We start from the raw sequence: 23,119 nt of genomic DNA, 5'->3' as shown, positions 1-23,119 counted from the left end.
GGCTGTCCGGTGATTCATCCGTCGTCGTTTAAATCAGCCGGTTCTCCCCAAGCGCAACACCTCCGTGTCTCCGCGCCTCCGCGTGCACAAGATCTTGCGACCGCGCAGAGTAGGAGGCGGCGGCTCAGTCGTAGCGGCGGAGGATGCCGGAGAGTTTGCCTTGGACGCGGACTTGGGCGGGGGCGTAGCGTTGGGGGTCGTAGGCTCGGTTGGCGGGGTCGAGGCGGACCATGGCGCCTTCGCGGCGGAAGTATTTTAGGGTGGCTTCGCTGTCTTCGATCAGGGCCACGACGATCTCGCCGTCTCGCGCCGTTTCGGTGCGGCGGATCAGGGCGTAGTCGCCGTCGAGGATGCCGGCTTCGACCATCGAGTCGCCCGAGACTTCGAGAGCGTAGTGTTCGCCCGTGCCGAGCAACGCGGCGGGGACGGCTAGCATAGTGCTGCCTTCGAACGCCTCGATCGGGACGCCGGCGGCGATGCGGCCGTGGAGGGGGATCTCGATGACGTCGTTGGCCGGTTGTGGCGTCGCGGCGGCGGGGGCGGCCTTGACGTTCGACGCCTTCGACGGCGTTTTTTTCTCGGCACGCTCTGGCATTCGCAGCACCTCGAGCGCGCGCGCGCGGTTCGGCAGGCGGCGGATGAAGTTGCGCTCCTCGAGCGCGCTGATCAGACGGTGGACGCCCGACTTCGACTTGAGGTCGAGGGCGTCCTTCATCTCCTCGAACGACGGCGAGACGCCGGTATCGTTGAGGCGATCGTTGATGAAGCAGACGAGTTCGTGCTGCTTGCGCGTGAGCATGGCGGTTCTCCGTCCGGAACAGACTGGGAACTTCTATGGAACATAATTAACGCCGTCAAGCGCTCGCTTCACGCGATCACAAGGATTTCCGCCGATTCGCCTGTCTTTGCAACCGGAGCGTTGCCGGGGCGGACGATGAGGCAGGTAGAGCGGGCTAGTGTCAGGAGCATCGAGCTGTCCTGGATCGTCGAGGCATAGGCTTTGCCGTCGCGCAGTTCGGCGCGGAGATAGTCGGTGCGGGCGTTGTTCGCGAGGAGGTCTTCGCCGAGCAGCGCGTGGGTCGACTGGGGGAGCGGGTTGCGTGCGCCCGCCATGTGCGCGACGACGGGTTTGACGAACAACGTCGCGGTGACGAACGCGGAGACCGGATTGCCGGGGAGACCGAGCACCATCATCTCGCCGATCCGGCCGGCCATCATCGGCTTGCCGGGGCGCAGCGCGATCCGCCAGAAATCGATCGTCCCGCCGGCGGCTTCGATTGCGGGACGGACGAGGTCGTGGTCGCCGACCGATGCGCCGCCGGTGGTGACGAGCAGGTCTGCCTCGACGCTGGCGAAGGCGTCGCGGAGGATCTCGAGATTATCGGGGAGGATGCCGAGATCGACGATGTCGACGGGCATGTCGGCGAGCATCGCGGCGAGCATGATGCCGTTCGATTCGGGGAGCGCGACGCCGTCGGTGGTCGAGCCGGGGGGGACGAGTTCGTCGCCGGTGGCGGCGACGGCGACGCGGACGCGGCGGTTGACGGTGAGGCTGCCATGGCCGCCGGTTGCGGCGACGGCGATGCGCGCGGGGCTGAGGCGGTCGCCGGCGGCAATCAGGCGGGTGCCGGTCGAGAAGTCGAGGCCCTTGCGGCGGGTGTTGCGGCCGAGCGTTGGCGGGCCTTCGCCGGCCAGGATCAGGGTTTCGCCGTCACGCGCGGCTTCTTCCTGGACCATGACGGTGTCCGCGCCGTCGGGCATGGCGGCGCCGGTGAAGATGCGGGTGGCTTGGCCCGGGGCGACGTGGCCTGCGAAGGGGCGACCGGCGGCGCTTTCGCCGATGACGGTCCAGGGGCCGGGGAGGTCTTCGAAGCGGATCGCGTAGCCGTCCATCGCCGAGAGATCTGCGGCGGGCTGCGTGCGGCGGGCGAGGATGTCCTCGGCGGCCCAGCGGCCGGCGGCTTCGCGTAGCGTCACGGTCTCGTGGCCGACGCGGGGGGCCATGGTGAAGAGGCGGGACTGGGCTTCGGCGACGGGGACTAGGGTCATGCGTAAGGCTCTGTTTCTGGGCGGCTCTCCTGCTGGAAGTGCAGGAAGTTCACACGCTGGGAGACATTTGGCGGGCGCGGTTCTGAGGTTCAGGTTTGGAACGGTCTCGTCCGGTGGAAGGTCCGGTGGGAGGGGATAGTTTTCGGGTGTCTGGCGCTTTGCCATGGGTTTGGGATGTAGGACAGATGTTGTCGAGACTCCGGTGGGCGGCGGGACGGTCCGTTGCTCTCTGCGATGCTTGATATCGAACATTTGCGACATCCTTCTTGTTCTCCCGCGAAGGCGGGAGCCCAGACTGGGTCCCCGCCTTCGCGGGGAAACATCGGTTTGGCGGGCGTCGCGCTTCGTTACTGTGACCTTCCCAATTGGGCCCCGGCCTTCGCCGGGGTGGCGCTGGGGGGATGGTCTGCCGCCACTTTCTTCCGGGCCGGCGAGTGGATGCGCGTGATCGCCTGTCGCCTCTCCAAACGCTCGGCCAGCGCGGGTTCATCGCTTGCGGGGCTTTGTTTGGGGGAAAGACACACCAGATCAGTATGATGACACGCAATCAGCCTCGGGCGAGAGACAGGATCGGGGCGGCGGTGGGTGCTGTCCTGTTGCAGGGGGTGCTGGGCTATGCGCTGCTTAACGGGCTGGTGGTGCCGATGCCAGCAGCGGTGAGCGATGCGTTGAAGGTGTTCGATGCGGCGCCGCCTCCGCCACCGCCGCCCGAGGAGAAGGTGCGGCCTCGGCCTTCATCTAGCCGCAAGCCGGAGGGGGCCGCGTCGCCGCCTAATTTGAAGTCGAAGGCTACGGAGGTGGTGGCGCCGCCCCCGGTGGTGCCGGTTGTTATCCCGCCGCCGGTCGTGGTTGCGGAGAAGGCTGGAGTCGGGGCGCAGGCTACTGCGGGCGCTTCGGATGTGCGCGGGCCGGGTACCGGGAGTGGCGGAGTCGGGAATGGCACCGGCAGTGGGGGATATGGCGATGGCGACGGTGGAGGTGGCGCGGAGACACCGCCGGAGTGGCGCAGCGGGCGGTTGCGGGATTCGGATTATCCACGGGAGGCCGCCGAGACCGGGATCCGGGGGCGGGTGTTTGTGCGGTACTTGGTCGAAACCAATGGGCGGGTGTCGGGGTGCCGCGTGACCCGGTCGAGCGGGAGCCGGGTGCTGGATAATTTGACGTGCCGGCTGATCGAGCAGCGGTTTCGGTATGATCCGTCGCTCGATGCCGCGGGCCGGCCGGTCGAGTCTACGATCGTGGAAAGCCACGACTGGTCTATGGATGGGGATTGAAGTCCCAGGCTAGGAGCGCTCTGCTTGGCTTGCCCTCACCCTCGCCGCCTTTGGCGTCTTTCCCTCTCCCCTTTGGGGAGAGGGTTCTCTTACGCGGTCCAGTTGCCGGATTTGCCGCCGCTCTTGGCTCGGACGCGGATGTCCGAGAGGACCATCGTCTTGTCGATCGCTTTGGCCATGTCGTAGATCGTCAGGAGCGTTACCGTGGCCGCCGTCAGAGCTTCCATCTCGACGCCGGTCTTGCCTTCGGTCGAGGCGGTGGCGGTGGCGGTTACGCCGGTTTCGTCGACGACCAGGTCGATTTCCACCTTGGTGAGCGGGAGGGGGTGGCAGAGGGGGATGAGGTCGCTAGTGCGCTTGGCGGCCATGATGCCGGCGACGCGCGCGACGGCCAGGACGTCGCCCTTTTTTGCGGTGCCGGCGCCGATCGCCGCGGCGGCTGCGGCGGACATGGTAATGCGGCCGGAGGCGATGGCTTCGCGGGCGGTGACCGCCTTGCCGCCGACGTCGACCATTCTCGCCGCGCCGGCTTCGTCGATGTGGGTCAGGCCGGTCATCCGACGAGAGCGCGCGTTGCGGCTTCCACGTCGTCCTGGCGCATGAGCGCTTCGCCGATCAGGAAGCAGTGGATGTCGTGCGCGGCCATCGCATCGAGTTCGGCGCGCGTCGTGAGGCCGCTTTCGGCGACGAAGGTGCAGTCCTTGGGGGCTTTGCCGACGAGGTCGTAGGTGCGCTGGAAATCGACCGAGAAGTCGCGCAGGTCGCGGTTGTTGACGCCGATCAGGCGCGACTTGAGCCTCAGCGCGCGCTCCATCTCGTGCGCGTCGTGGACCTCGACCAGCACGTCCATGCCGCATTCCAGCGCGGAGGCCTCGATCTCGGCCATCTGGATGTCGTCGAGTGCTGCGACGATGATCAGGATGCAGTCGGCACCGATCGCGCGTGCTTCGGTCGACTGCCACGGGTCGACCATGAAGTCCTTCCGCAGCACGGGGATCGAGACGGCGTCGCGCGCGGCGGTCAGATAGGCGTCAGAGCCCTGGAACCACTTTTCGTCGGTGAGGACCGACAGGCACGCGGCGCCGCCGGCTTCGTAGGCGCGAGCGTGGGCTACAGGATCGAAATCGGCGCGGATCAGGCCTTTGGACGGACTCGCTTTCTTGACCTCGGCGACCAGCGCGTAGCCGGTTTTGGCGTCCAGCGCGGCGCGGAAGCCGCGCGGCTTCGACATGCGGGCGATGCCGGCGTCGATGTCGGCGAGCGATGTGGTTGCCTTGCGCGCAGCGACTTCGGCGCGCTTGGTCTCGAGGATACGGTCGAGCATGGTCATGTCAGTAAGCGATCCAGCGGGCGAGCAGCGCGTCGGCGCTGCCGGTGTCGAGGGCGGCGGCGGCTTTGGCCGCGCCGTCGACGAGAGTGGGGACGGTGCCGGCGACCATCAAGGCGGCGGCGGCGTTGAGCAGGACGGCGTCGCGGTAGGCGCCGGTCTCGCCCTTGAGCAGGCGGCGGAGTGCGTCGGCGTTGTGGTGTGCGTCGCCGCCGCGGATGTCGGTGATGGCGTGGCGGGTGAGGCCTGCGTCTTCGGGGGTGACCTTGCCGGGGAGCGTAACGCTGCCGACCGAGGCGACGATGCTGGGGCCGGCGCCCGACAGTTCATCGAGGCCTTCTTCGCCCGAGACGACCAACGCGGCTTCGGTGCCGAGCTGTTCGAGTGCTTCGGCGTAGAGCGCGACGTAGTCGGGGCGGGCGATGCCGATGAGCTGGCGGGTGGTGCCGGCCGGGTTGGCGAGCGGGCCCATCAGGTTGAAGATCGTGCGCTTGCCGATGCGCTGGCGGATCGGGGTGATGCGCTTCATCGCCGGGTGGTGGTTGGCGGCGAACAGGAAGGCGATGCCGATCTCGTTGAGGCTGGCCTCGGCGGTGGCGCCGGCGCGGTCCATGTCGAGGCCGAGGACTTCCAGCGTGTCGGCGGCGCCGGCCTTGCTGGAGGCGGCGCGGTTGCCGTGCTTGGCGACGGGCACGCCGGTTGCGGCGACGACCAGCGCGACGGCGGTGGAGACGTTCAAGGTGTGGTGGCCGTCGCCGCCGGTACCGCAGACGTCGATCGCGCCGGCGGGGGCGTCGATCGGGATCATCCGGTTGCGGAGCGCACGCGCGGCTTCGGCGATCTCGATGCTGGTTTCGCCGCGGGTCGCCAGGTCGGTGAGGAAGGTGGCGATCGCGTCGTCGCTCGCGCGGGCGTTGAGGATGTCGGCGAACGCTTCTCGGGCGGATTCGCGGGAGAGGGGGGAGGATGGGTCGGGGAGGAGTGTGGTGGTGGTCACATTCCCCTCCCGCTTGCGGGAGGGGTCAGGGGAGGGGCTTTCTGTCCAGCCGAGTTCGTGGGTGCGGCGCTGCCCTCCCCCGACCCCTCCCGCAAGCGGGAGGGGAGTTGGTGGGGGATGTTCGCCATCTTCAGGAAGTTGGCGAGCATTTCGTGGCCGTGCTCGGTCGCGATGCTCTCCGGGTGGAACTGGACGCCGTGGATCGGCAGCGTCTTGTGGCGGAAGCCCATGACCGTGCCGTCCTGCGCGGTCGCGTTGACGATCAGCGTGTCGGGGACCGCGTTGACGATCAGCGAGTGATAGCGCGTGGCGATGAACGGTGAGGGCAGGCCGGCGTAAAGCCCGGTGTCGTCGTGGACGACGGGCGAGGTCTTGCCGTGCATGAGCCCCCCGCGCTCGACCTTGCCGCCGAAATGTTGGCCGATCGCCTGGTGGCCGAGGCACACGCCGAGCAGCGGCTTGCCGGCGTCGGCGCAGGCGGCGACCAGATCGAGGCTGACGCCAGCCTCGGTCGGCGTGCAGGGCCCGGGGGAAATGAGGAACGCGTCCGCGCCCGACGACAGAGCCTGCCCGGCGGAGATCGCATCGTTGCGGACGACTTCGACCTCGGCGCCCAGTTCCATCAGGTAATGGACCAGGTTCCAGGTGAAGCTGTCGTAATTGTCGACGACGAGGATCATGGCGTCGCCATAGCCGATGCGGGGCGCGGTGCAACAGCGCTCGCCCGGGACGGTTCGGCGCTAATTGTCCTCGGCATAGTCGCGAAGGGCGATGGTGGTTCCTATATCGCCCGGGCAGGCGACCATCATTCAGTGCGGAGCAATGCTGCATGACGGACGTTGTTCGCTCAAAGGAGCCTGATCCATGTTTCGTACCGCCGTCCTTGCCGCACTGATCGTATTCCCCGCCATGGCGTACGCGCAGGAGGCGCAGGTCGACACCCCGCCGCAGCGCATTCGCAGCGTGACGCTGACCGGCGACCAGGCGTGCCCGAAGTCGACCGCCGGCGAAGTCGTGGTGTGTTCGACGCTCGATCAGCCGTATCGCATTCCGAAACAGTTGCGCGACGACAAGCCGATCGCGGCGCAGAACCAGAGCTGGGTCAATCGTGCGGCGTCTATGGATCAGCTAGGGCGTGTCGCGGGCGGGTTGCCGGATACGTGCTCGGCGGTCGGCACCGGCGGACAGTCGGGCTGCTTCCTGGCGCGCAACAATGCCTATGCGCAGGAGCGCCGTGCGCCGGCTAGCGAGACGAATACGACGCCTTAATTTGATCAGTGTCGGTTGATGCGTGGTTGTAGTCAAGCAACCGCCTCTACCACCCCGGCGAAGGCCGGGGCCCAATTCGGGGACGGTGTTAACTGAGGTTGCGCGTTGTTACGGCGACCTTCCCAATTGGGCCCCGGCCTTCGCCGGGGTGGCGTTATCGGGCGGGCCTACTGACCGAAGACCGGAGCTTTCGCCCGGCTGACTGCTTCGCGCGCCGCGGCGAGAATGGCGCCGGCCTTGGCTTCGCACTCGCGCTGTTCGTATTCGGGAATGCTGTCGGCGACGATGCCCGCGCCCGCCTGAACGTGGATCGTGCCGTCCTTCACCACTGCGGTTCGCAGCACGATGCACGAGTCCATCGAGCCGTCGGGCGACAAATAGCCCACACCGCCGGCATACGCACCGCGGCGTTCGGGTTCCAGCTCGGCGATGATCTGGCATGCGCGGACTTTCGGCGCGCCACTGACCGTACCGGCGGGGAAGCCGGCGAACAGAGCGTCGAGCGCATCCTTGTCGGGGGACAGCGTGCCGACGACGTTCGAGACGATGTGCATGACGTGGCTGTAGAATTCCACGCCGTAGCTGGCGGTCACCTTCACCGATCCCGGCGCCGCGGCGCGACCGACGTCGTTGCGGCCAAGATCGAGCAGCATTAGGTGTTCGGCGCGCTCCTTCGGGTCGGCGAGCAGGCCGATGCGGTTGGCTTCGTCCTCGGCGGCGGTCTTGCCGCGGGGGCGCGTGCCGGCGATCGGGCGGATCGTGACTTCGTCGTCGCGGACGCGGACGAGGATTTCGGGGCTTGAGCCGATCAGCGCGAAGCCGGGCAGGTCGAGGTGGTACAGGAACGGCGACGGATTGATGCGGCGTAGCGAGCGGTAGAGCTCGAACGGCGGCAATGCGAACGGCGTGCTGAAGCGCTGGGCGAGCACGACCTGGAAGATGTCGCCGGCGAGGATATAGTCCTTCGCCGCCGCGACCATCTCGCCGTAGCGGCCTTCGGGGAGCGCTGGCGTGTAGGTCGGCTCTGCGACGTCGGCGCGGATCGGTGCGGGGACCGGCGTGCTGGCAAGCTTGGCGGCGACCGCGTCGAGACGCTCTTCGGCCTCGGTCACGATCGAGTCGGCATCGCGGGCCGGATCGGGCCAGGCGGGCGCGACCAAGTAGAGTGCGTCGGTCAGGCGGTCGAACACCAGGATGACCGTCGGACGTACGAAGATCATGTCGGGCAGTCCGAGCGGATCGACCGGCGGCTGCGGGAGAGTCTCGACCAGCCCGATCGTCTCATAGCCGAAATAGCCGACCAGGCAGGCCAGCGCGCGGGGCAGTTCGGCGGGAACGTCAGCGCGACATTCGGCGACCAGCGCGCGGAGAGCATCGAGCGTGGGCACCGGGCACGGCGCGAACGTCTCGCGATCGGTTGCCCAGTGGCGGTTGATCTCCGCGCTGTGGCCATGCGCGCGGAACAGCAGGTCGGGGGCTAGGCCGATCAGGCTGTGGCGGCCGCGGGTCTCGCCGCCCTCGACCGATTCGAGCAGGAAGTCGCCGCGGCCCGGCTCGATGAGCTTCAGCGCGGCGGCGACTGGCGTTTCGGTGTCGGAGACCTGACGACGCCAGACGAGCGCGGGACGCCCTTCGGCCAAGGCTTCACGCGCGCTCGTCATACGATCAGTTGCCCGAGCCGCCCTGGCCGAGCAGGTCGGCACGGACGCGCGCGAGTGCGGCCGGGTTGGTCTTTACGCCGACATCGGCGCGGACCGCCTTGGCGAACTGCTCAACATATTCGCGACCGACCGAGCGGGCGATGTTGCCGCGCGCTGCCTTGATCGCGGCGTCGTTACCCGTCGCGTTGCCGCTCTGGACGTTGTCGAGCTTGATCACGAACCAGCCGCTGTCGTCGGGGGCGGCCAGCGTCTTGGCGGTGTTCGGCGCCATGCTGAACATCAGCGCGAGCGCGGGCGGTGCGCCGCGCGGATCGGCGGCGAGCTGCGCACGGGCGGCGGTCAGCGTGCGGGCGGGCGGCATCGGCAGCTTGGTCTGCGCCAGCGACTGCTGGATCGGCATGCCCTTATTGATGCGCGCGAGCACTTCGCCGGCGACGCGACGCGCGGCCTGGCGGGCACGGTCGGCGGTCACGTCCTTGAGCACCGCGGCGCGAACCTGTGCCAGCGGACGCGGGGCCGAATGGACGACGCGGCCGAGCGCGACGACGGCAAAGCCGCCATCGGTGCCGACCTGGACGAGCTGCGGGCCGTCGCCATCGGCAGCCTGGAATGCTGCGGCGACGAGTGGCGTAAGCGCGGGGTCGGGCTTGCTGGCGGGATCGTCGGGGTTGATGCCGCTGGCGATCAGCGCGGGCGTGGTGACGGCCGCGAGCTTCTGGTCGGCGATGACTTCGTCGAACGTCGCGTTCTTCGACAGCGAATCGTCGATCTTGTCGTGGATAGCCGACAACGCTTCGGCAGATTTCCGGATACCGAGCGCGGCGGCGATTTCCCCACGCACCTGATCGAGCGAACGCGCCGCGACCTTTTCGATCTTGTCGACCTTGGCGACGGTCCAGCCGAGCGGCGTGCGGACCGGGCCGATCACCGCACCGCTGGCAGTCGCGAAGACGGCATCGGCGACCTGTGCGGACGTCGTTCCGGCATAGGCGGCCTTCTCGACACCGGTCTGGGTCGAGGCTTCGAGACCGGCACCGCGAGCGGCGTCGGCGAGGCTGGTGCCACCCTTCACCTTGGCGGCGATCGCGGCGGCACCGGCCTGGTCGGCGACGACGACCTGCGTGATGTCACGCTTCTCGGTCGCGGCGTAGCGGGCGCTGTCCTGCTGGTAGGTCTTGGCGATCTCGGCCTCGGTCGGGACGGCCTGTGCCTTGACGGCCTCGGGCGTGATCATCGCGTAGCGGACGACACGGCGCTCGGGGACGGTGTAGCGGGCGATGTTGCGCTGATAGAAGGTGTTCAGGTCCGCATCGCTCGGCGCGGGGCCGGCGGGGACGAGGGCGGCAGGAATGAAGCCGATCGTGCCGGTGCGCTTTTCGAGCAGCAGCGACGCGTAGGGAAGCGCGAGCTGGCTGGCGACCTGGGTCGCGCCGTTCGAAGGCAGCGTCAGCTGCTGCGCGAAGGTATCACGCTCGATATCGCTGCGGATCTGCGCGTCGGTCAGCTTCCGCTGGGCGAGCACCTGGCGGTAGAGATTCTCGTCGAACTTGCCGGTCGGGCCCTGCAAGGCGGGGATGCTGGCGATTTGGCCATCGATCGCGCGCTTGCTGACGACCATGCCCTGTGCGCGGCCGAACTGTTCGAGCGCCATGCTGGAGATGATCCGGTCGAGCGTGCCGTCGAAGCCGCCCTGGTTGACGAAGGTCGCCATGTCGAGCGTCGGCTGCTGCTGGCGGAAGCCCTCCATCTCGGTCTGCGCCTGCGTCTTCAGCTGGTTCGCGGTCACGTCCGCCTTGCCGACCTTGGCGACGTCGCCGCCGGTGATACCGGCACCGCCGGTCATCGAGCTGAGCCCGGTGACGTCACCCGCCGCGAACGCAAGCGCGATCACGCCGAGTACCAGGAACGTGATGATCACGCCGACCTTCGAATGGGTAAGGCGGCGGAAGAAAGCGAGCATGGACAGCCGATCGACAGGGATAGGAACGCGGTTGCTTTACGGGGACGAGGGCGGCTCTTCAAGTCGGGCGCGCAACGTTGCTTGGGGTTGTGTGGGGTTGTGCGGGGCGGGTGCGGCGCTATCGCTGGGCAAAACACGCGGGAGATGACGATGCGGCGTAAGCTTGTAGCCGGAAACTGGAAGATGAACGGGTCGCGCGCGGCGCTGGTCGAACTCGATACGATCGCGGCGGCAGCGGCTGCGGCGCCGGGCGTTGATGTCGCTGTCGCAGTGCCGTTCACGCTGATCGACGCGGCGTCGCAGCGCGTGCCAGGGTTGGCGATCGGCGCCGAGGATGTGCACGAAGCGGATTCGGGCGCGCATACCGGGTGCGTGTCGGCGTCGATGGTCAAGGAAGTCGGCGCGAGCTTCACGATCGTCGGTCATTCCGAGCGTCGCGCGGACCAGCATGAGACGAGCCATGACGCCTGGGCGAAGGCGGCGGCGGCGCGGCGGCAGGGACTGAACGTGATCCTGTGCTGCGGCGAGACCGAGGCGGAGCGCGATGCGGACCGTGCCGAGCGCGTGGTGCAGGCGCAGATCGAGAAGTCGGTGCCGGACAATGCGGATGGGAGCTGGTTCACGCTCGCTTATGAGCCGCGCTGGGCGATCGGGACGGGGCGCACGCCGACGCTGGACGAAATCGCGGCGATCCATGCGATCGCGCGCGCGAAGTTGCGGATGCTGATCGGTGACGCGGCGGCCGGGGTGCGGATCCTGTACGGCGGTTCGGTGACGGGCGCGAATGCAGCGTCGATTCTCGATACGCCGAACGTCGATGGGGCGCTGGTGGGTGGCGCTAGCCTGACCGCGGAGAAGTTCGTGCCGATCATCGAGGCTGCCGCGGGGTTGTGACGGTCGGTCCGGTCAATCTTGATCCGGATCTGGACGTTTATGATCCGGATCTCGGATAGAGCGTGTTAAGTCTCGATAAACATGGCGGTCTTATGGTCCGTGACACGATTCGACGGTCAAGTTTCAGGCCGGGACTTTGAACGGACAACTTCGGTGCGAGGGTTGATATGGCCAGGTGGTTCCCCGGTTGCGTGAGTGCCTCGCTGATCGCGAGCGCCGTCCTGTGTCCGATCGCGGCGCGTGCCGAGACGCCGCGCGAGTTGCTGACGCAGGCTGGGTTCGTCGACCGCGATCGCAATGTCGCGCTGGCGCGGATCGACCGGGCGGCGGCGGCGGCGGGGCAGGCGCTGAGCCGTTCGCCGAACGACGCCGAGGCGGCGATCATGCAGGCGATGGCGAAGGGGTATCGCGCCAAGCTGCTCGGCAACCGGAGCGAGGCGATCGCCGCGCGGAAGCAATATGAGGCGCTGGTCGTCCGTTATCCGCGCAATGCCGAGGCGCAGGCGGCGCTGGGGGCTTGGCATGTCGGGGTGATCGCGAAGCTCGGGCGGTTCGTCGGGCGTGCGGTCGCGGGCGCGCAGAAGGCCACCGGGTTCGAGGCTTTGGATCGGTCGGTGGCGTTGGGTGGTAACCGCGCGATGTTCGCCGGGCTTGCCGGGTTGTTGCGGCTGGAGCTGGATCCGAACGATGCTCGGGGACGGGCGCTGGTCGAGACGGCGAGCAAGGCGCCGACACCGACCGCGATCGACGGGTATGTGCGCAAGGCTGCGGTGGCGGTGCTGGTGCCACTGCGGGCCGGCGATGCGAATGCGACGAAGGCGCTGGCGGACAAGTTGCTGCCGTTCGGGCAGTTTGCGACGAGTTAGCTGGTCCTGCGCGGAACTCGGTAAAATACCCAGTTCCCCCGCGGAGGCGGGGGCCCAGGATCTCGAAAGCTGGCGTTTGTAACCCTGGACCCCCGCCTCCGCGGGGGAACGGGCTAGGCGCCGTATCGCTTCGCTAGCATCGCGAAGGCCGCACGCAAGGCGTAGGCCTCGCCGCCTTTAGGGCGTCCCGGCTTGGCCGATGGCCGCCACGCGAACACGTCAAGATGCGCCCACGCAGCGGTCTTCGGTACGAACCGCCGAAGGAACAACGCGGCGGTAATCGCGCCCGCGAACCCGCCATCGGGTGCGTTGACCATGTCGGCGATGTCCGACTTCAGCATCTCGTCATAGCCGTTCCAGAGCGGCAGGCGCCACATCTGGTCGTTCTGTTCCAGTCCGGCCGCGAGCAGGTCCGCCGCGAGCGACTCGTCGTCGGTGAACATCGGCGGCAGGTCGGGGCCGAGCGCGACGCGCGCCGCCCCCGTGAGCGTGGCGAAGTCGAGGATCAGTTCGGGATTGCTCTCGCCCGCCTTGGTCAGCGCGTCGCCGAGGACGAGGCGGCCTTCGGCGTCGGTGTTCGTGTTCTCGACCGTCAGCCCTTTGCGCGTGGCAAGCACGTCGCCGGGGCGGAAGGCGTTGCCGGCGATGGAGTTTTCCACCGCGGGGATCAGGAGGTGGAGGCGGACCGGGAGTTTGGCGGCCATCACCAGGCTCGCCAGCGCCAAGGCGTGTGCCGCGCCGCCCATGTCCTTCTTCATCAGCCGCATGCCGGCCGACGGCTTGATATCGAGCCCGCCGGTGTCGAAGGTGACGCCCTTGCCGACCAGCGCGATGCGGGGGTGCGAAGCGTCGCCCCATTCGAGTTCGATCAGCCGCGGCGCGCGGTCCTTGCTCGCCGCCTGGCCGACTGCGTGGATCATCGGATAGCCGGTCGCGAGCGCGTCTCCGCGCGTGGTCGTGACGGTCGCGCCGTGGCGTTTGGCGAGCGTCTCGGCAGCGGCTTCAAGATCCGCAGGGCCCATATCCGACGCGCCGGTGTTGACGAGGTCGCGGACGAGCGCGGTAGCTTCCGCGAGGCGAACCGTCTCGTCGATACGCGCGGCGTCTTCGGTCAGCAGCACGCGGGGGCCGGTCGCGTCGGACTTTACGTACCGCGTGAACTGGTGCTGGGCGAGCATCCAGCCAAGCCCGACCGCACCGACCGGCCCTTCCGCCAGGCGATACGTGCCCGCGGGCAACGATGCTTCGAGCGACGCAATCCGCCACGGCGACGTGAACGCTTCGTTGCAGACCAGCAGCATCGACCAGTCGTCCGCAGTCTCGCCGGGCAGCACCGCGCGGTCGCCGGGCTTGCCGGTGAGGCGGTGCGCGGCGATCGTCGTGCGGATGCGCTGAGACTGTCTCGCGAGCCAACCTTTATACGTATCGGGGTGGACGACGTGGATCGTCCGCGCGGGCTGGCCGCGGTCGGGTTGGAGCATCGAAGCGAAGTCGGTCATTGTGCAGGTGCCACCAGGAGTTGTTCGTATCGGCCGTTCGCGCCGGGCTCGGCATAGGTGCTGAGCAAGAGCGTGCGGTCGGGATAGGTGATGCGGTAGGTGCGGTTGACGAAGCCGCCGCGCAAGCGGGTCTTGCCGGATTGTGCAAACGCGGTCGGCTCGCCGAGTGCGCCGAGGCTCGTCTTGTAGTCGGTGAGCGCGACCGGCTTGAAGTAATAGTTGGCGTCTTCGGTTAGCCCCTTGCGGTCGAGCGTACCGGTGCGGAGCTGTTCGTAGACGGCGCGGGCGCGGGCGAGTGCGGCCGTGTCCTCCGCGCTGGCGGCGGCGGGCGGCAGGACGATCTTGGCGACGCCAGCCGCGATGCGGCCCGTTGCGTCGCTGAACCAGCTGTTGGTGAGAACGACGATCGCCGCCTTGTCGTCCGGATAGACGGTGTTCTCGGACAGGAAGCCGACCGCTTCGCCGCTATGCTCGACATAGCGGCGGCCGTTCGCGCTGCCGGTGAAGACGCCGAGGCCGTAGCCGTTGCTCGATCCGTCGGCGAGTTTCACCGGCGTTTCCTGCGCGGCCCAGTCGTCGGCTGGGAGCGTGGTGCGATTGAGGCGGGCGACGTCCCATTTGGCGAGGTCTTCGGCGCTCATCGAGAGTTCGCCGGCGGCGTAGAGCCAGCCGTCCGCGCTGGGCGTTTCGGGGCGAACCGGGCCGAGGGCGAAGCGGCCATAGCCTTGCGGGAAGGCCTTGCCGATCGCCTTGTCCTGGTCGAGCGCGCGGATGTCGAGCGGCTTGAAGATGCGTTGCTGGAGGAAGGCGAGCAGCGGTTGGTGCGCGACCTTCTCGACGATGAGTCCGGCGACGACGTAGCCCGTGTTGGAATATTGCCACTGCGTCCCGGGCTGGAAATCGAGCGGTTTCTTTGCCCAGCGATCGACGATCTGCTGCGGCGTGACGGGCTTGGCCATCGCCGCGAAGCTGTAGTCCTGCGGCCAGTAATCCTGGAGGCCGGACGTGTGGCTGAGCAGCTGGCGGATCGTGATGCGCTCGCCGTGGGTGATGCCGGGGATGTATTTGGCGACGGTGTCGTCGAGCGACAGCTTGCCTTCGTCTTCCAGCAGCAGGATCGCGGCGGCGGTGAACTGCTTGGAGATCGAGGCAATCTGGTAGGGGAGTTTGGGGTCCGCCGTGGCGATCGCTTCGGACGGTTTGCCATACGCCTTGGCGAACACGATCCGGCCGCCGCGCACCACCGCGATCGAGGCTGAGGGCACGCCGGTATCGCCGAGCGCGCCGGTGACCAGCGTGTCGATCTGCGCAGTTTCGGCGGGGGTGAGCGATTGCGCGAGGGCGGGGGTGGGGAGCAGCGCGGCGACGGCGAGGAGGCGGAGGATCATGGCGTGCAACGAAGCAGAACCGGCCCGCGCACGCAACGCCGTGATTTTTATTCCGTGGCGGTTGAAGGGGTTAGCCTAGGGCAGAAATGTTGACGGAACACGCCGTGTTACACGCACGTTTCATCGTCCGACCGGGAGCCTTTTCACGTCTTAGGGGACACAACCATGCTGTATACCATCGCCGTCATCCTGCTGATCCTCTGGCTGGCAGGCTTCGCCTTCCATGTCGCAGGCGGACTGATCCACATCCTGCTGGTGATCGCGGTCATCGTCGTTCTGGTGAAGCTGTTCACCGGCCGCAACGTCGTCTGACCACTGTTCTCCTGCGGACGCAGGAGTCCAGGATTACAGGCGGTGTCGCTCGTGGTCCTGGGCTCCCGCTTTCGCGGGAGAACAGTAAGCGGGGTTAGGCGGCGGGCACCCCATAGAGGTCGTGATCGTCGGCGTCTTCGATAGTGACCGGGACGATGTCGCCCACCGTCAGGTGGCCGGCGTCGCGGAGGAAGACTTCGCCGTCGATCTCGGGCGCATCCGCCTTTGAACGCCCGGTGGCGCCTTCCTCGTCTACCGCATCGATGATCACGTCGAGCGTGCGGCCGATCTTGGCCTGCAACTTCGCCGCGGAGATTGCCGCGGTCTTTTCCATGATGCGGGCGTAGCGCTCTTCCTTGAGCTCTTCGGGCACGTGGTCGGGGAGCAGGTTCGCCGCCGCCCCTTCGACCGGCTCGAAGCGGAACGCGCCGACGCGGTCGAGTTGCGCTTCGTCGAGCCAATCCAGGAGATACTGGAAATCCTCCTCGGTTTCGCCGGGGAAGCCGACGACGAAGGTCGAGCGGATCGTGATGTCCGGCGCGATCGTCCGCCAGTTGTGGATGCGCTGGAGCACTTTCGCGTCATTGCCGGGGCGCTTCATCCGGCGCAGCACCGACGGTGCGGCGTGCTGGAACGGGATGTCGAGATACGGCAGCACGAGACCTTCCGCCATCAGCGGGATGACGTGGTCGACGTGCGGATACGGATAGACGTAGTGGAGGCGGACCCACGGCGCGATCTTGCCGAGTTCGCGCGAGAGGTCGGTCATGTGCGCGCGGACTTCGCGAGCCTCGTTGCGGGACATCGGGCCACCGGTCTTCACCGGCCAGCTAGCGTGGCGCAGGTCGACGCCGTATGCCGAGGTGTCCTGGCTGATGACCAGCAGTTCCTTCGTGCCGGCTTCGACGAGCTTTTCCGCCTCGCGCAGGATCGCGTCGGGGCGGCGGCTGACGAGGTCGCCGCGCAACGACGGGATAATGCAGAACGAGCAGCGGTGGTTGCAGCCCTCGGAAATCTTCAGATAGCTGTAGTGGCGCGGCGTCAGCTTCAGGCCGGCGTCGGGGATCAGGTTGAGGAACGCGGAGGGCGGCATCGGGGCGGCCTCGTGGACCGCGCCGACGACCTGCTCGTATTCGTGCGCGCCGGTGATCGCGAGGACTTGCGGGAAGCGCGCGCGGATCGCGTCGGCTTCCTTGCCCATGCAGCCGGTGACGATGACGCGGCCGTTCTCGGCGATGGCTTCGCCGATCGCCTCGAGGCTTTCCTCCTTGGCGGAATCGAGGAAGCCGCAGGTGTTGACGAGCACGATGTCGGCGCCGGCGTAATCGGGCGACATCTGATAGCCGTCGCCGCGGAGCTGCGTGAGAATCCGCTCGCTGTCGACGAGGTTCTTGGGACAGCCGAGCGAGACCATGCCGATCTTCGGCGGGGAGGGAAGTAATGTTGCCATGAAGCCTGCGCACATAGGCGCAAAGTTCGGTTTTTTCTAGGCGGCGGAAAATGCATCCGGCATGGGTGGGGAGATTGCGCGGGAAGGAACCGATATGCTGGCGATTGGACTGATGTCGGGGACGTCGCTCGACGGAATCGATGCCGCGTTGATCGAGACCGATGGCGAGGCGTTCGTGCGGCCGATCGCGTTTCGTGGCGAGCCCTATTCGGATGCGGCGCGGGCGCAGCTAGCGGAGGCCACGCGGATGGCGCTGACGTTCGACAAGCCGCGCGCCAGTCCGCCGGTGGTCGCCGCGGGCGAGCTGATTACACGCGCGCACGTGTTCGCGGTGCACAAGCTGCTGGCGGAGGCGGGGGTAGCGGCGGCGGACGTCAATGTGATCGGCTTTCACGGCCAGACGATCGCGCATCGGCCGGATCGAGGCTGGACGTGGCAGATCGGCGACGGGGCTGCGGTTGCGCGGGCTACCGGGATTACGACGGTGTCGGATTTTCGCTCGGCCGATGTGGCGGCTGGCGGGCAGGGGGCGCCGCTGCTGCCGGTGTATCATGCAGCGTTGGCCGCCGGGCTCGAGGGACCGGTTGCAGTGCTGAACCTTGGCGGCGTGGGGAACATCACCTTCATTCCAGGCGAGCTGGACATGCATGATTCGCGCGAAATGTCGCCGGAGCCGGCGCAGATGGCGGACCGTAACAGGCTGGTGGCGTTCGATACCGGACCGGCGAACGGGTTGATCGATAGCTGGGTCGAGGCCGAGACTGGCGCCCGGTATGATGCCGGAGGGGCGTTGGCGGCATCCGGGCGGGTGGACGAGACGGTGTTGACGGCGATGCTCGATCACCCGTTTTTCGATGCGCCGCCGCCGAAGTCGCTCGATCGGAATGATTTTACGATCCAGCCGGCTCGGGGGCTGTCCGCTGCTGATGGGGCCGCGACTTTGACGGCGTTTACAGCCGCTACCGTGGCTGAGGCTTTGCGGCATTTGCCGGCTCGGCCGGTTCGGTTGCTGGTTGCGGGGGGTGGTCGGCATAATCCGACGATGCTGGCGATGATTGCGGAGCGCACCGGGTTGGTGGTGGAGCCTACCGATGTGCTTGGTTGGAATGGCGATGCGCTGGAGGCCGAGGGGTTCGCGTATATGGCGGTGCGGACGTTGAAGGGGCTGGCGATTAGTTTTCCGGGGACAACGGGGGTTCCGGTGGCGATGGCTGGTGGGGTTGTGGATCGGGCCTAGTTTGCCGACCAGCGTTTAAAAGCTTGTTCTCCCGCGAAGGCGGGAGCCCAGACTGAGCTCCCGCCTTCGCGGGAGAACAAGGAGGCGGGGGGCGCCGCTTGGGTCACTCGCACCCGCTTCCCAACCTATCGCCTTTACCCTGAAACGACGCCACCCCGGCGGAGGCCGGGGCCCAGTTGGGGGACGTTGCTAACTGAGGCTGCACCCCACCACTGCGACCTTTCCAACTGGGCCCCGGCCTTCGCCGGGGTGGTGCAGGGTGGAGTGGGCGGCGGCCTCGTATTTTCGTATTTTCGTATTGATGTATCAGTGCGGCTTCTTGGCCTTGGCCGGCTTCTTCGGCTCGGGCTTCTTCGGCGGGGTCTTCTTCTCCGCCGCATCCTTCGCACGCAACGCCGGCGCTGCGATCGCTGCTGCAATACCCGCGATCACCGTCGCGCCAACCGCGATCGCCGTCTTCGGGTGCGACTTCACCGCGTCCGTCGCGGTCGCGAGGCCAGCCTTTGCCGCATCGGTCGCGTCCTCGACCCAGTCGCTCGTCGCCGCGGTCTTCTTCGCGTCAGCCTTCGGCTTGTGGTCGTCGTCGTGATGGACCTTGGCGTGCGGCATGGCGGAGTTGGGGATCGACGACATAGGGCTTGTCCTTCGGTAAGGGATGATGCCCGATAAACCGATCGCGTCCGTGACGGTTCCGTTACGGTCAGCCGCTTACCGCGCCGAAGTCACCGTTTGCGGGTCAGTTCGCGCATCGCGTCGTCGAGCCCGGCGAGGCTCAGCGGGTACATCCGGTCGGTCATCAGTTCGCGAATGATCCGCACCGACTGCGAATAACCCCATTGCGCCTCGGGCACCGGGTTCAGCCATGCCGCCGCCGGATACGTGTTGGTCAGCCGCTGCATCCAGACCGCGCCAGGCTCCTCGTTGAAATGCTCGACCGAGCCGCCGGGATGGGTGATCTCGTACGGGCTCATCAAGGCATCGCCGACGAAGATCAGCTTGTAGTCGTGGCCGTATTTGTGGAGCAGATCCCACATCGGCGTGCGCTCGGCGAAGCGGCGCGTGTTGTCCTTCCACACGCCTTCGTACGGGCAGTTGTGGAAGTAGAAGAATTCTAGGTTCTTGAACTCTGTGGTCGCGGCTGAGAACAGTTCCTCGCAGAGCTTGACGAACGGGTCCATCGAGCCGCCGACGTCGAGGAACAGCAGCAGTTTCACCGCATTGCGACGCTCGGCGCGCATGACGATGTCGAGATAGCCCTGCCGCGCGGTGCCAGCGATCGTGCCATCGATGTCGAGTTCGTCGGCGGCGCCGTCGCGCGCGAAGCGGCGCAGGCGGCGCAGCGCGACCTTGATGTTGCGGGTGCCGAGTTCCTTGGTGTTGTCGAGGTTGCGGAACTCCCGCTGGTCCCAGACTTTCAGCGCGCGCTTGTGCGTGCTTTCGCCGCCGATGCGGACGCCTTCGGGATTGTAGCCGCCGTTGCCGTAAGGTGACGTGCCGCCGGTGCCGACCCATTTGCTGCCGCCCTGGTGGCGTTCCTTCTGCTCCTCGAGGCGTTTCTTGAGCGTCTCCATGATCTCGTCCCACGAGCCGAGCGCCTTGATCGCGGCCATTTCCTCGGGGGTCAGGAATTTCTCGGCGACCGCCTTTAGCCAGTCCTCGGGGACTTCGCCGGCGGGCGTGCCGTAGCTGGTGGCGAGGCCGCGAAAGACCTTGGCGAAGACCTGGTCGAACTTGTCGAGCAGCCCCTCGTCCTTCACGTACACCGCGCGGGAGAGGTAGTAGAAATCCTCGGGCGTCCGCTCGATCACCTCGGCATCGAGTGCTTCGAGCAGGATGAGGTGCTCCTTGAGGCTGGCGGGGATGCCGGCGCTGCGGAGTTCGTCGAGGAAGTTCAGGAACATGGGGTCACGTCCTCACTTGGTAGCCGCGATCGGCAGTTCGATCGCGCTGGGCTGCGCGGTCGAGTGGAAGACGCTGATCGTGGCCTTGCGGTAGTCGGCGGGCTTGGCGTCGAAGATGTTGGCGACGTAGGTCTGCGGGTTGCGGTCGTAGAGCGGGAACCAGCTCGACTGGACCTGGACCATGATGCGGTGGCCGGGGAGGAAGACGTGGCTGGCGTTGGGTAGCACGACGCGGAACTGCGTGGGCTGGCCGGCGACGATCGGCGTCGGCTTCTCGAACCCGTCGCGGTAGCGGCCGCGCAAGATGTCCATCGAGACGGCGAGCTGGTAGCCGCCCATCTCGGGCTTGTCCGAATATTCGGCAGGATAGACGTCGATCAGCTTCACGACGAAATCGCCGTCGGTGCCGGTGGTGCTGGCGATCAAGTCGGCGACGGGCGCGCCGGCGATTGCGACCGGGCTGGTGAGCGGCGGCGTCTGGTAGGTGAGGACGTCGGTGCGGTCGGAGAACGGGCGCTGGTCGTCGACCAGCCATTGCCGCCAGGTCGAGCCGGTCGCGTAGGTCGGGCGGATCGGGCGGAGGCGGTAGGGGATCGGCTTGGCGGGATCGGAGATATAGTCGTCGTGGCCGTCCTGTGCGGGCGCGGTGGCGCCGAGGCCGCTGGCGGGCTGCAAATAGAGTTTCTGCGTGGCGGTCGAGTTCGGCCAGCCGGCGAGCGTCTGCCATCGGTTCGTGCCGGTCTGGAATGCGATGACGGGGGCGAGCGGGGGCGGTGTCGCGCCGGTCTTCAGCGCGCCATCGAGGAACGGGAGCAGGACGTTCTTCCTGAACCAGAGCGCAGTGTCGGCGTCGAAGCGGATCGCGCCCAAGGTCGAGCCATCGCCGTTCGCGCCGCCATGCGCCCAGGGGCCGAGCGCGAGGTGATTGACGTGGTTGGGGTCGACTTTCGATACCGCTTCGTAGGCCGCGACCGCGCCGTAGATGTCCTCCTGGTCCCATTGGCTGGCGACCCAGAGCGTCTGCACGGTCTGCGGCTGCTTCGGCAGGATCGTCTCGAGCGCCTGGCCTTGCCAGAACGCGTCATACGTCGGGTGATCGTGGAGGCGGTTGACGAAGGGCAATTGTTCGAGCCCGCGGCTTTTCACGAATTCGCTCGCGGATCCGGCGCGGAGGAACGTGTCGTAATCGTCGTAGGCGTCGCGCCAGAGGTCGCCCGCTTCGCCCTTCGCCGCGTCCTGCGTATAGTAATAGTCGTAGCCGATCTGCCGGAAGGCGCCGCCGTGGAAGTCGTCGTCGCCCTTCCAGGTGTTGATCACCGGGTTCATCGGGACGGCGGCCTTGAGCGCGGGGTGCGGGTTCACGAGGGCCATCGCGGCCATCATGCCGTCGTAGCTGCCACCGATGATGCCGACACGGCCGTTCGAGTTCTTAAGGTTCTTCACCAGCCAGTCGATCGTGTCGTAGGCGTCGGTCGAGTGATCGACTTTCGTCTTGTTGAGCGGGCCGATCAGCGGGCGTTCGTTGATGTACGCGCCGTTCGAGCCGTTCTTGCCGCGGACATCCTCGAACACGCGGATATACCCTGCGTCGAAGAACATCGCGTCGACGGCATGGAGGTTCATCGCGCCGTTGGGACTGGAAAATCGGCTGGCGCTGCTCTCGGCGTTGTAGGGGGTGCGCTGGAGGAGAATGGGCGCGTCGGTGACGCCCTTGCGCTGGACGATCACCGCGTGGAGCGTGACGCCGTCGCGCATCGGGATGTCGACCTCGCGGCGGTCGAAGTCGAAGCTGGCGTTGGCGGGGACGAACTTGGCGGGGATGTCGCCACCGGGAGGCGGGGACTTTTCCTTCTGCGCACCGACGATTGCGGGCGTGGTGGTCGCGAGCAAGGCCAGCGTGATCGTCGTAAGAGCCTTGAACCGCATCGTTATCCTCACCGTCTTCTGCGGTACGGTGGTGGCACGGTTTCGAGGGTGGCGGCAATGCTTAGTATCAACGCTTCGGATTGAAGCGTGCGGCTCTTCTGGCTCCCCTCCCTGGAAGGGAGGGGCTGGGGGTGGGTCGGTTTCGGTATCGTGGCACGGTTGCGACCAAAGCTGGCCGACCCACCCCCGACCCCTCCCTTCCAGGGAGGGGGGAAGTCAGCGGGCGATGGGCTCGCCGCTTACCGGAACATACGCGTCGATCAGCGCGCCGACATAATCGGGGTTACGGCTGGTGAGGCCCGCCGCGGCATGCGCTTTGCCGTAGATGAAGCCGTAGACAGGATAGATCCCGCCGCCGAGGCCATCGACGTCCTTGTACCAGACCTTGACGTCGCTCCAGTCGTTGTTGCGCGAGACGTCGAACAGCGTGACGTCCTGTTCGGCATGCCCGCGCTCGCCGTTCTGGCGCGACCAGTTGGCGTGGGTGAGCATGACGACGCGCTTCTCGACCACCCGGCTGACGACGGCGACATGGCCGAACGGCAGGCGCGGGGTCTTGGCGAAGACGATGACCGCGCCTTCCTTGGGCTTGTGCGTGCGTTCGTACTTGCCGTCGGCCTGCTCCCACCAGGTCCAGGCGTTGCCGTAGATCTGGATACCCGACGCGGCGCGCGCGAAGGGGACGCACTGGCCGACATAGTCGAGCAGAGAGGCGGATGCGGGGGCGGCCATGCCGATTGCCAGCAGTGCCGGCGCCCAACGACGGAAAGCATACAATCTCATGCCGCCACCTTGCCGGACAGGTATGGCATTATTGTTGCCGCAGATGGTTAATGTGCATCAAGCAATTGGTCTGGCAGCGTCGTTGAAGGGAGGCGCGACTGATCGCTCGACGTGGTTCCCACAATCCCGATCACTATGGATCGGAATATGTGGGTCGTTGTCTTGCGATGCCTTTGATACGTAACCGTATTAATGAGCCATCCCAGCAATAATCGGTACGCCGCGTGCTTTGCGTTCAAAGTGGTCGCGTCCCCGCTAACTTGAAGTTTCTACGTCGACTAAGCATGTCACGTGATTTTTATGTCGGTTCAGATATCGAGTCGGAC

General features: G+C 66.9%; 21 protein-coding genes. 6 read left to right on the top strand and 15 right to left on the bottom strand.

The window, feature by feature from the left end; all coding sequences use genetic code 11:
• Positions 1 to 124 precede the first annotated feature (124 nt).
• Together lexA and AC1MH0_RS03585 are read right to left on the bottom strand one after the other, a co-directional pair.
• Complete coding sequence (gene lexA, locus AC1MH0_RS03590) at positions 125 to 799, bottom strand: transcriptional repressor LexA (protein WP_480964754.1); 675 nt, start codon at positions 797 to 799, stop codon at positions 125 to 127.
• A 68-nt stretch (positions 800 to 867) separates the two neighbouring features.
• Positions 868 to 2,049 carry a molybdopterin molybdotransferase MoeA gene (locus AC1MH0_RS03585; protein ID WP_480964753.1) on the bottom strand — a complete coding sequence of 394 codons (1,182 nt, stop codon included), beginning with the start codon at positions 2,047 to 2,049 and terminating at the stop codon, positions 868 to 870.
• Between the two features lie 581 nt (positions 2,050 to 2,630).
• Between AC1MH0_RS03585 and AC1MH0_RS03580 the strand changes: the two genes are divergently transcribed.
• Positions 2,631 to 3,323 (top strand): energy transducer TonB, encoded by a 693-nt coding sequence (locus AC1MH0_RS03580; RefSeq protein WP_480964752.1) that lies wholly within the window; start codon positions 2,631 to 2,633, stop codon positions 3,321 to 3,323.
• An 89-nt stretch (positions 3,324 to 3,412) separates the two neighbouring features.
• On the opposite strand, the gene moaC is transcribed toward AC1MH0_RS03580, so the two are convergent.
• The 4 genes from moaC to AC1MH0_RS03560 are packed head-to-tail and all read right to left on the bottom strand — an operon-like array spanning position 3,413 to position 6,327.
• Complete coding sequence (moaC, locus tag AC1MH0_RS03575; protein ID WP_480964751.1) at positions 3,413 to 3,880, bottom strand: cyclic pyranopterin monophosphate synthase MoaC; 468 nt, start codon at positions 3,878 to 3,880, stop codon at positions 3,413 to 3,415.
• Entirely contained in the window at positions 3,877 to 4,653 is a 777-nt protein-coding gene (trpC, locus tag AC1MH0_RS03570) for an indole-3-glycerol phosphate synthase TrpC (RefSeq protein WP_136190387.1), read from the bottom strand. The genes moaC and trpC overlap by 4 nt, the downstream gene beginning before the upstream one ends.
• A 1-nt stretch (position 4,654) precedes the next feature.
• Positions 4,655 to 5,647, bottom strand: coding sequence for an anthranilate phosphoribosyltransferase (gene trpD / locus AC1MH0_RS03565; protein WP_480964750.1), 993 nt, complete (start codon positions 5,645 to 5,647; stop codon positions 4,655 to 4,657).
• Entirely contained in the window at positions 5,644 to 6,327 is a 684-nt protein-coding gene (locus tag AC1MH0_RS03560; protein ID WP_480964749.1) for an anthranilate synthase component II, read from the bottom strand. The genes trpD and AC1MH0_RS03560 overlap by 4 nt, the downstream gene beginning before the upstream one ends.
• Positions 6,328 to 6,511: 184 nt before the next feature.
• On the opposite strand from AC1MH0_RS03560, the gene AC1MH0_RS03555 reads away from it, so the two are divergent.
• Positions 6,512 to 6,916: a hypothetical protein gene (locus AC1MH0_RS03555; protein WP_480964748.1), complete on the top strand. Its 405-nt coding sequence runs from the start codon at positions 6,512 to 6,514 to the stop codon at positions 6,914 to 6,916.
• A gap of 167 nt (positions 6,917 to 7,083) precedes the next feature.
• Here AC1MH0_RS03555 and trpE read toward each other — a convergent pair whose 3' ends face one another.
• Together trpE and AC1MH0_RS03545 are read right to left on the bottom strand one after the other, a co-directional pair.
• The gene (trpE, locus tag AC1MH0_RS03550; RefSeq protein WP_480964747.1) at positions 7,084 to 8,577 is read right to left on the bottom strand and encodes an anthranilate synthase component I; all 1,494 of its coding nucleotides are present in this window, start codon (positions 8,575 to 8,577) and stop codon (positions 7,084 to 7,086) included.
• Between the two features lie 4 nt (positions 8,578 to 8,581).
• Positions 8,582 to 10,537, bottom strand: coding sequence for a peptidylprolyl isomerase (locus AC1MH0_RS03545; RefSeq protein ID WP_480964746.1), 1,956 nt, complete (start codon positions 10,535 to 10,537; stop codon positions 8,582 to 8,584).
• A gap of 150 nt (positions 10,538 to 10,687) precedes the next feature.
• Here AC1MH0_RS03545 and tpiA point away from each other — a divergent pair, with 150 nt between their 5' ends.
• Entirely contained in the window at positions 10,688 to 11,431 is a 744-nt protein-coding gene (tpiA, locus tag AC1MH0_RS03540) for a triose-phosphate isomerase (protein WP_480964745.1), read from the top strand.
• 191 nt (positions 11,432 to 11,622) lie between these two features.
• Positions 11,623 to 12,297: a hypothetical protein gene (locus AC1MH0_RS03535; RefSeq protein ID WP_480964744.1), complete on the top strand. Its 675-nt coding sequence runs from the start codon at positions 11,623 to 11,625 to the stop codon at positions 12,295 to 12,297.
• Between the two features lie 113 nt (positions 12,298 to 12,410).
• Here the strand turns inward: AC1MH0_RS03535 and AC1MH0_RS03530 are convergent, their stop codons facing one another.
• Positions 12,411 to 13,796, bottom strand: coding sequence for a leucyl aminopeptidase family protein (locus AC1MH0_RS03530; RefSeq protein WP_480964743.1), 1,386 nt, complete (start codon positions 13,794 to 13,796; stop codon positions 12,411 to 12,413).
• Positions 13,793 to 15,184, bottom strand: coding sequence for a serine hydrolase domain-containing protein (locus AC1MH0_RS03525; RefSeq protein ID WP_480964742.1), 1,392 nt, complete (start codon positions 15,182 to 15,184; stop codon positions 13,793 to 13,795). The genes AC1MH0_RS03530 and AC1MH0_RS03525 overlap by 4 nt, the downstream gene beginning before the upstream one ends.
• Positions 15,185 to 15,349: 165 nt before the next feature.
• Here AC1MH0_RS03525 and AC1MH0_RS03520 point away from each other — a divergent pair, with 165 nt between their 5' ends.
• The gene (locus tag AC1MH0_RS03520; RefSeq protein WP_107954842.1) at positions 15,350 to 15,496 is read left to right on the top strand and encodes a lmo0937 family membrane protein; all 147 of its coding nucleotides are present in this window, start codon (positions 15,350 to 15,352) and stop codon (positions 15,494 to 15,496) included.
• 94 nt (positions 15,497 to 15,590) lie between these two features.
• Here AC1MH0_RS03520 and rimO read toward each other — a convergent pair whose 3' ends face one another.
• Positions 15,591 to 16,946: a 30S ribosomal protein S12 methylthiotransferase RimO gene (gene rimO / locus AC1MH0_RS03515; RefSeq protein ID WP_480964741.1), complete on the bottom strand. Its 1,356-nt coding sequence runs from the start codon at positions 16,944 to 16,946 to the stop codon at positions 15,591 to 15,593.
• Positions 16,947 to 17,040: 94 nt separating this feature from the next.
• Between rimO and AC1MH0_RS03510 the strand changes: the two genes are divergently transcribed.
• On the top strand, positions 17,041 to 18,183 hold the full coding sequence (locus AC1MH0_RS03510; protein ID WP_480964740.1) for an anhydro-N-acetylmuramic acid kinase: 1,143 nt from the start codon (positions 17,041 to 17,043) through the stop codon (positions 18,181 to 18,183).
• 306 nt (positions 18,184 to 18,489) lie between these two features.
• On the opposite strand, the gene AC1MH0_RS03505 is transcribed toward AC1MH0_RS03510, so the two are convergent.
• From AC1MH0_RS03505 to AC1MH0_RS03490, 4 genes are all read right to left on the bottom strand, one after another.
• Positions 18,490 to 18,816 (bottom strand): hypothetical protein, encoded by a 327-nt coding sequence (locus AC1MH0_RS03505; protein ID WP_480964739.1) that lies wholly within the window; start codon positions 18,814 to 18,816, stop codon positions 18,490 to 18,492.
• Positions 18,817 to 18,905: 89 nt separating this feature from the next.
• Positions 18,906 to 20,084, bottom strand: coding sequence for a vWA domain-containing protein (locus AC1MH0_RS03500; RefSeq protein WP_480964738.1), 1,179 nt, complete (start codon positions 20,082 to 20,084; stop codon positions 18,906 to 18,908).
• 12 nt (positions 20,085 to 20,096) lie between these two features.
• Positions 20,097 to 22,010: a CocE/NonD family hydrolase gene (locus AC1MH0_RS03495; protein ID WP_480964737.1), complete on the bottom strand. Its 1,914-nt coding sequence runs from the start codon at positions 22,008 to 22,010 to the stop codon at positions 20,097 to 20,099.
• A gap of 216 nt (positions 22,011 to 22,226) precedes the next feature.
• Positions 22,227 to 22,793 carry a CHAP domain-containing protein gene (locus tag AC1MH0_RS03490; protein WP_480964736.1) on the bottom strand — a complete coding sequence of 189 codons (567 nt, stop codon included), beginning with the start codon at positions 22,791 to 22,793 and terminating at the stop codon, positions 22,227 to 22,229.
• Positions 22,794 to 23,119 lie beyond the last annotated feature (326 nt).

Source organism: Sphingomonas sp. AP28, from assembly GCF_056680455.1.
This window is presented reverse-complemented; position numbering and strand designations above follow the sequence as displayed.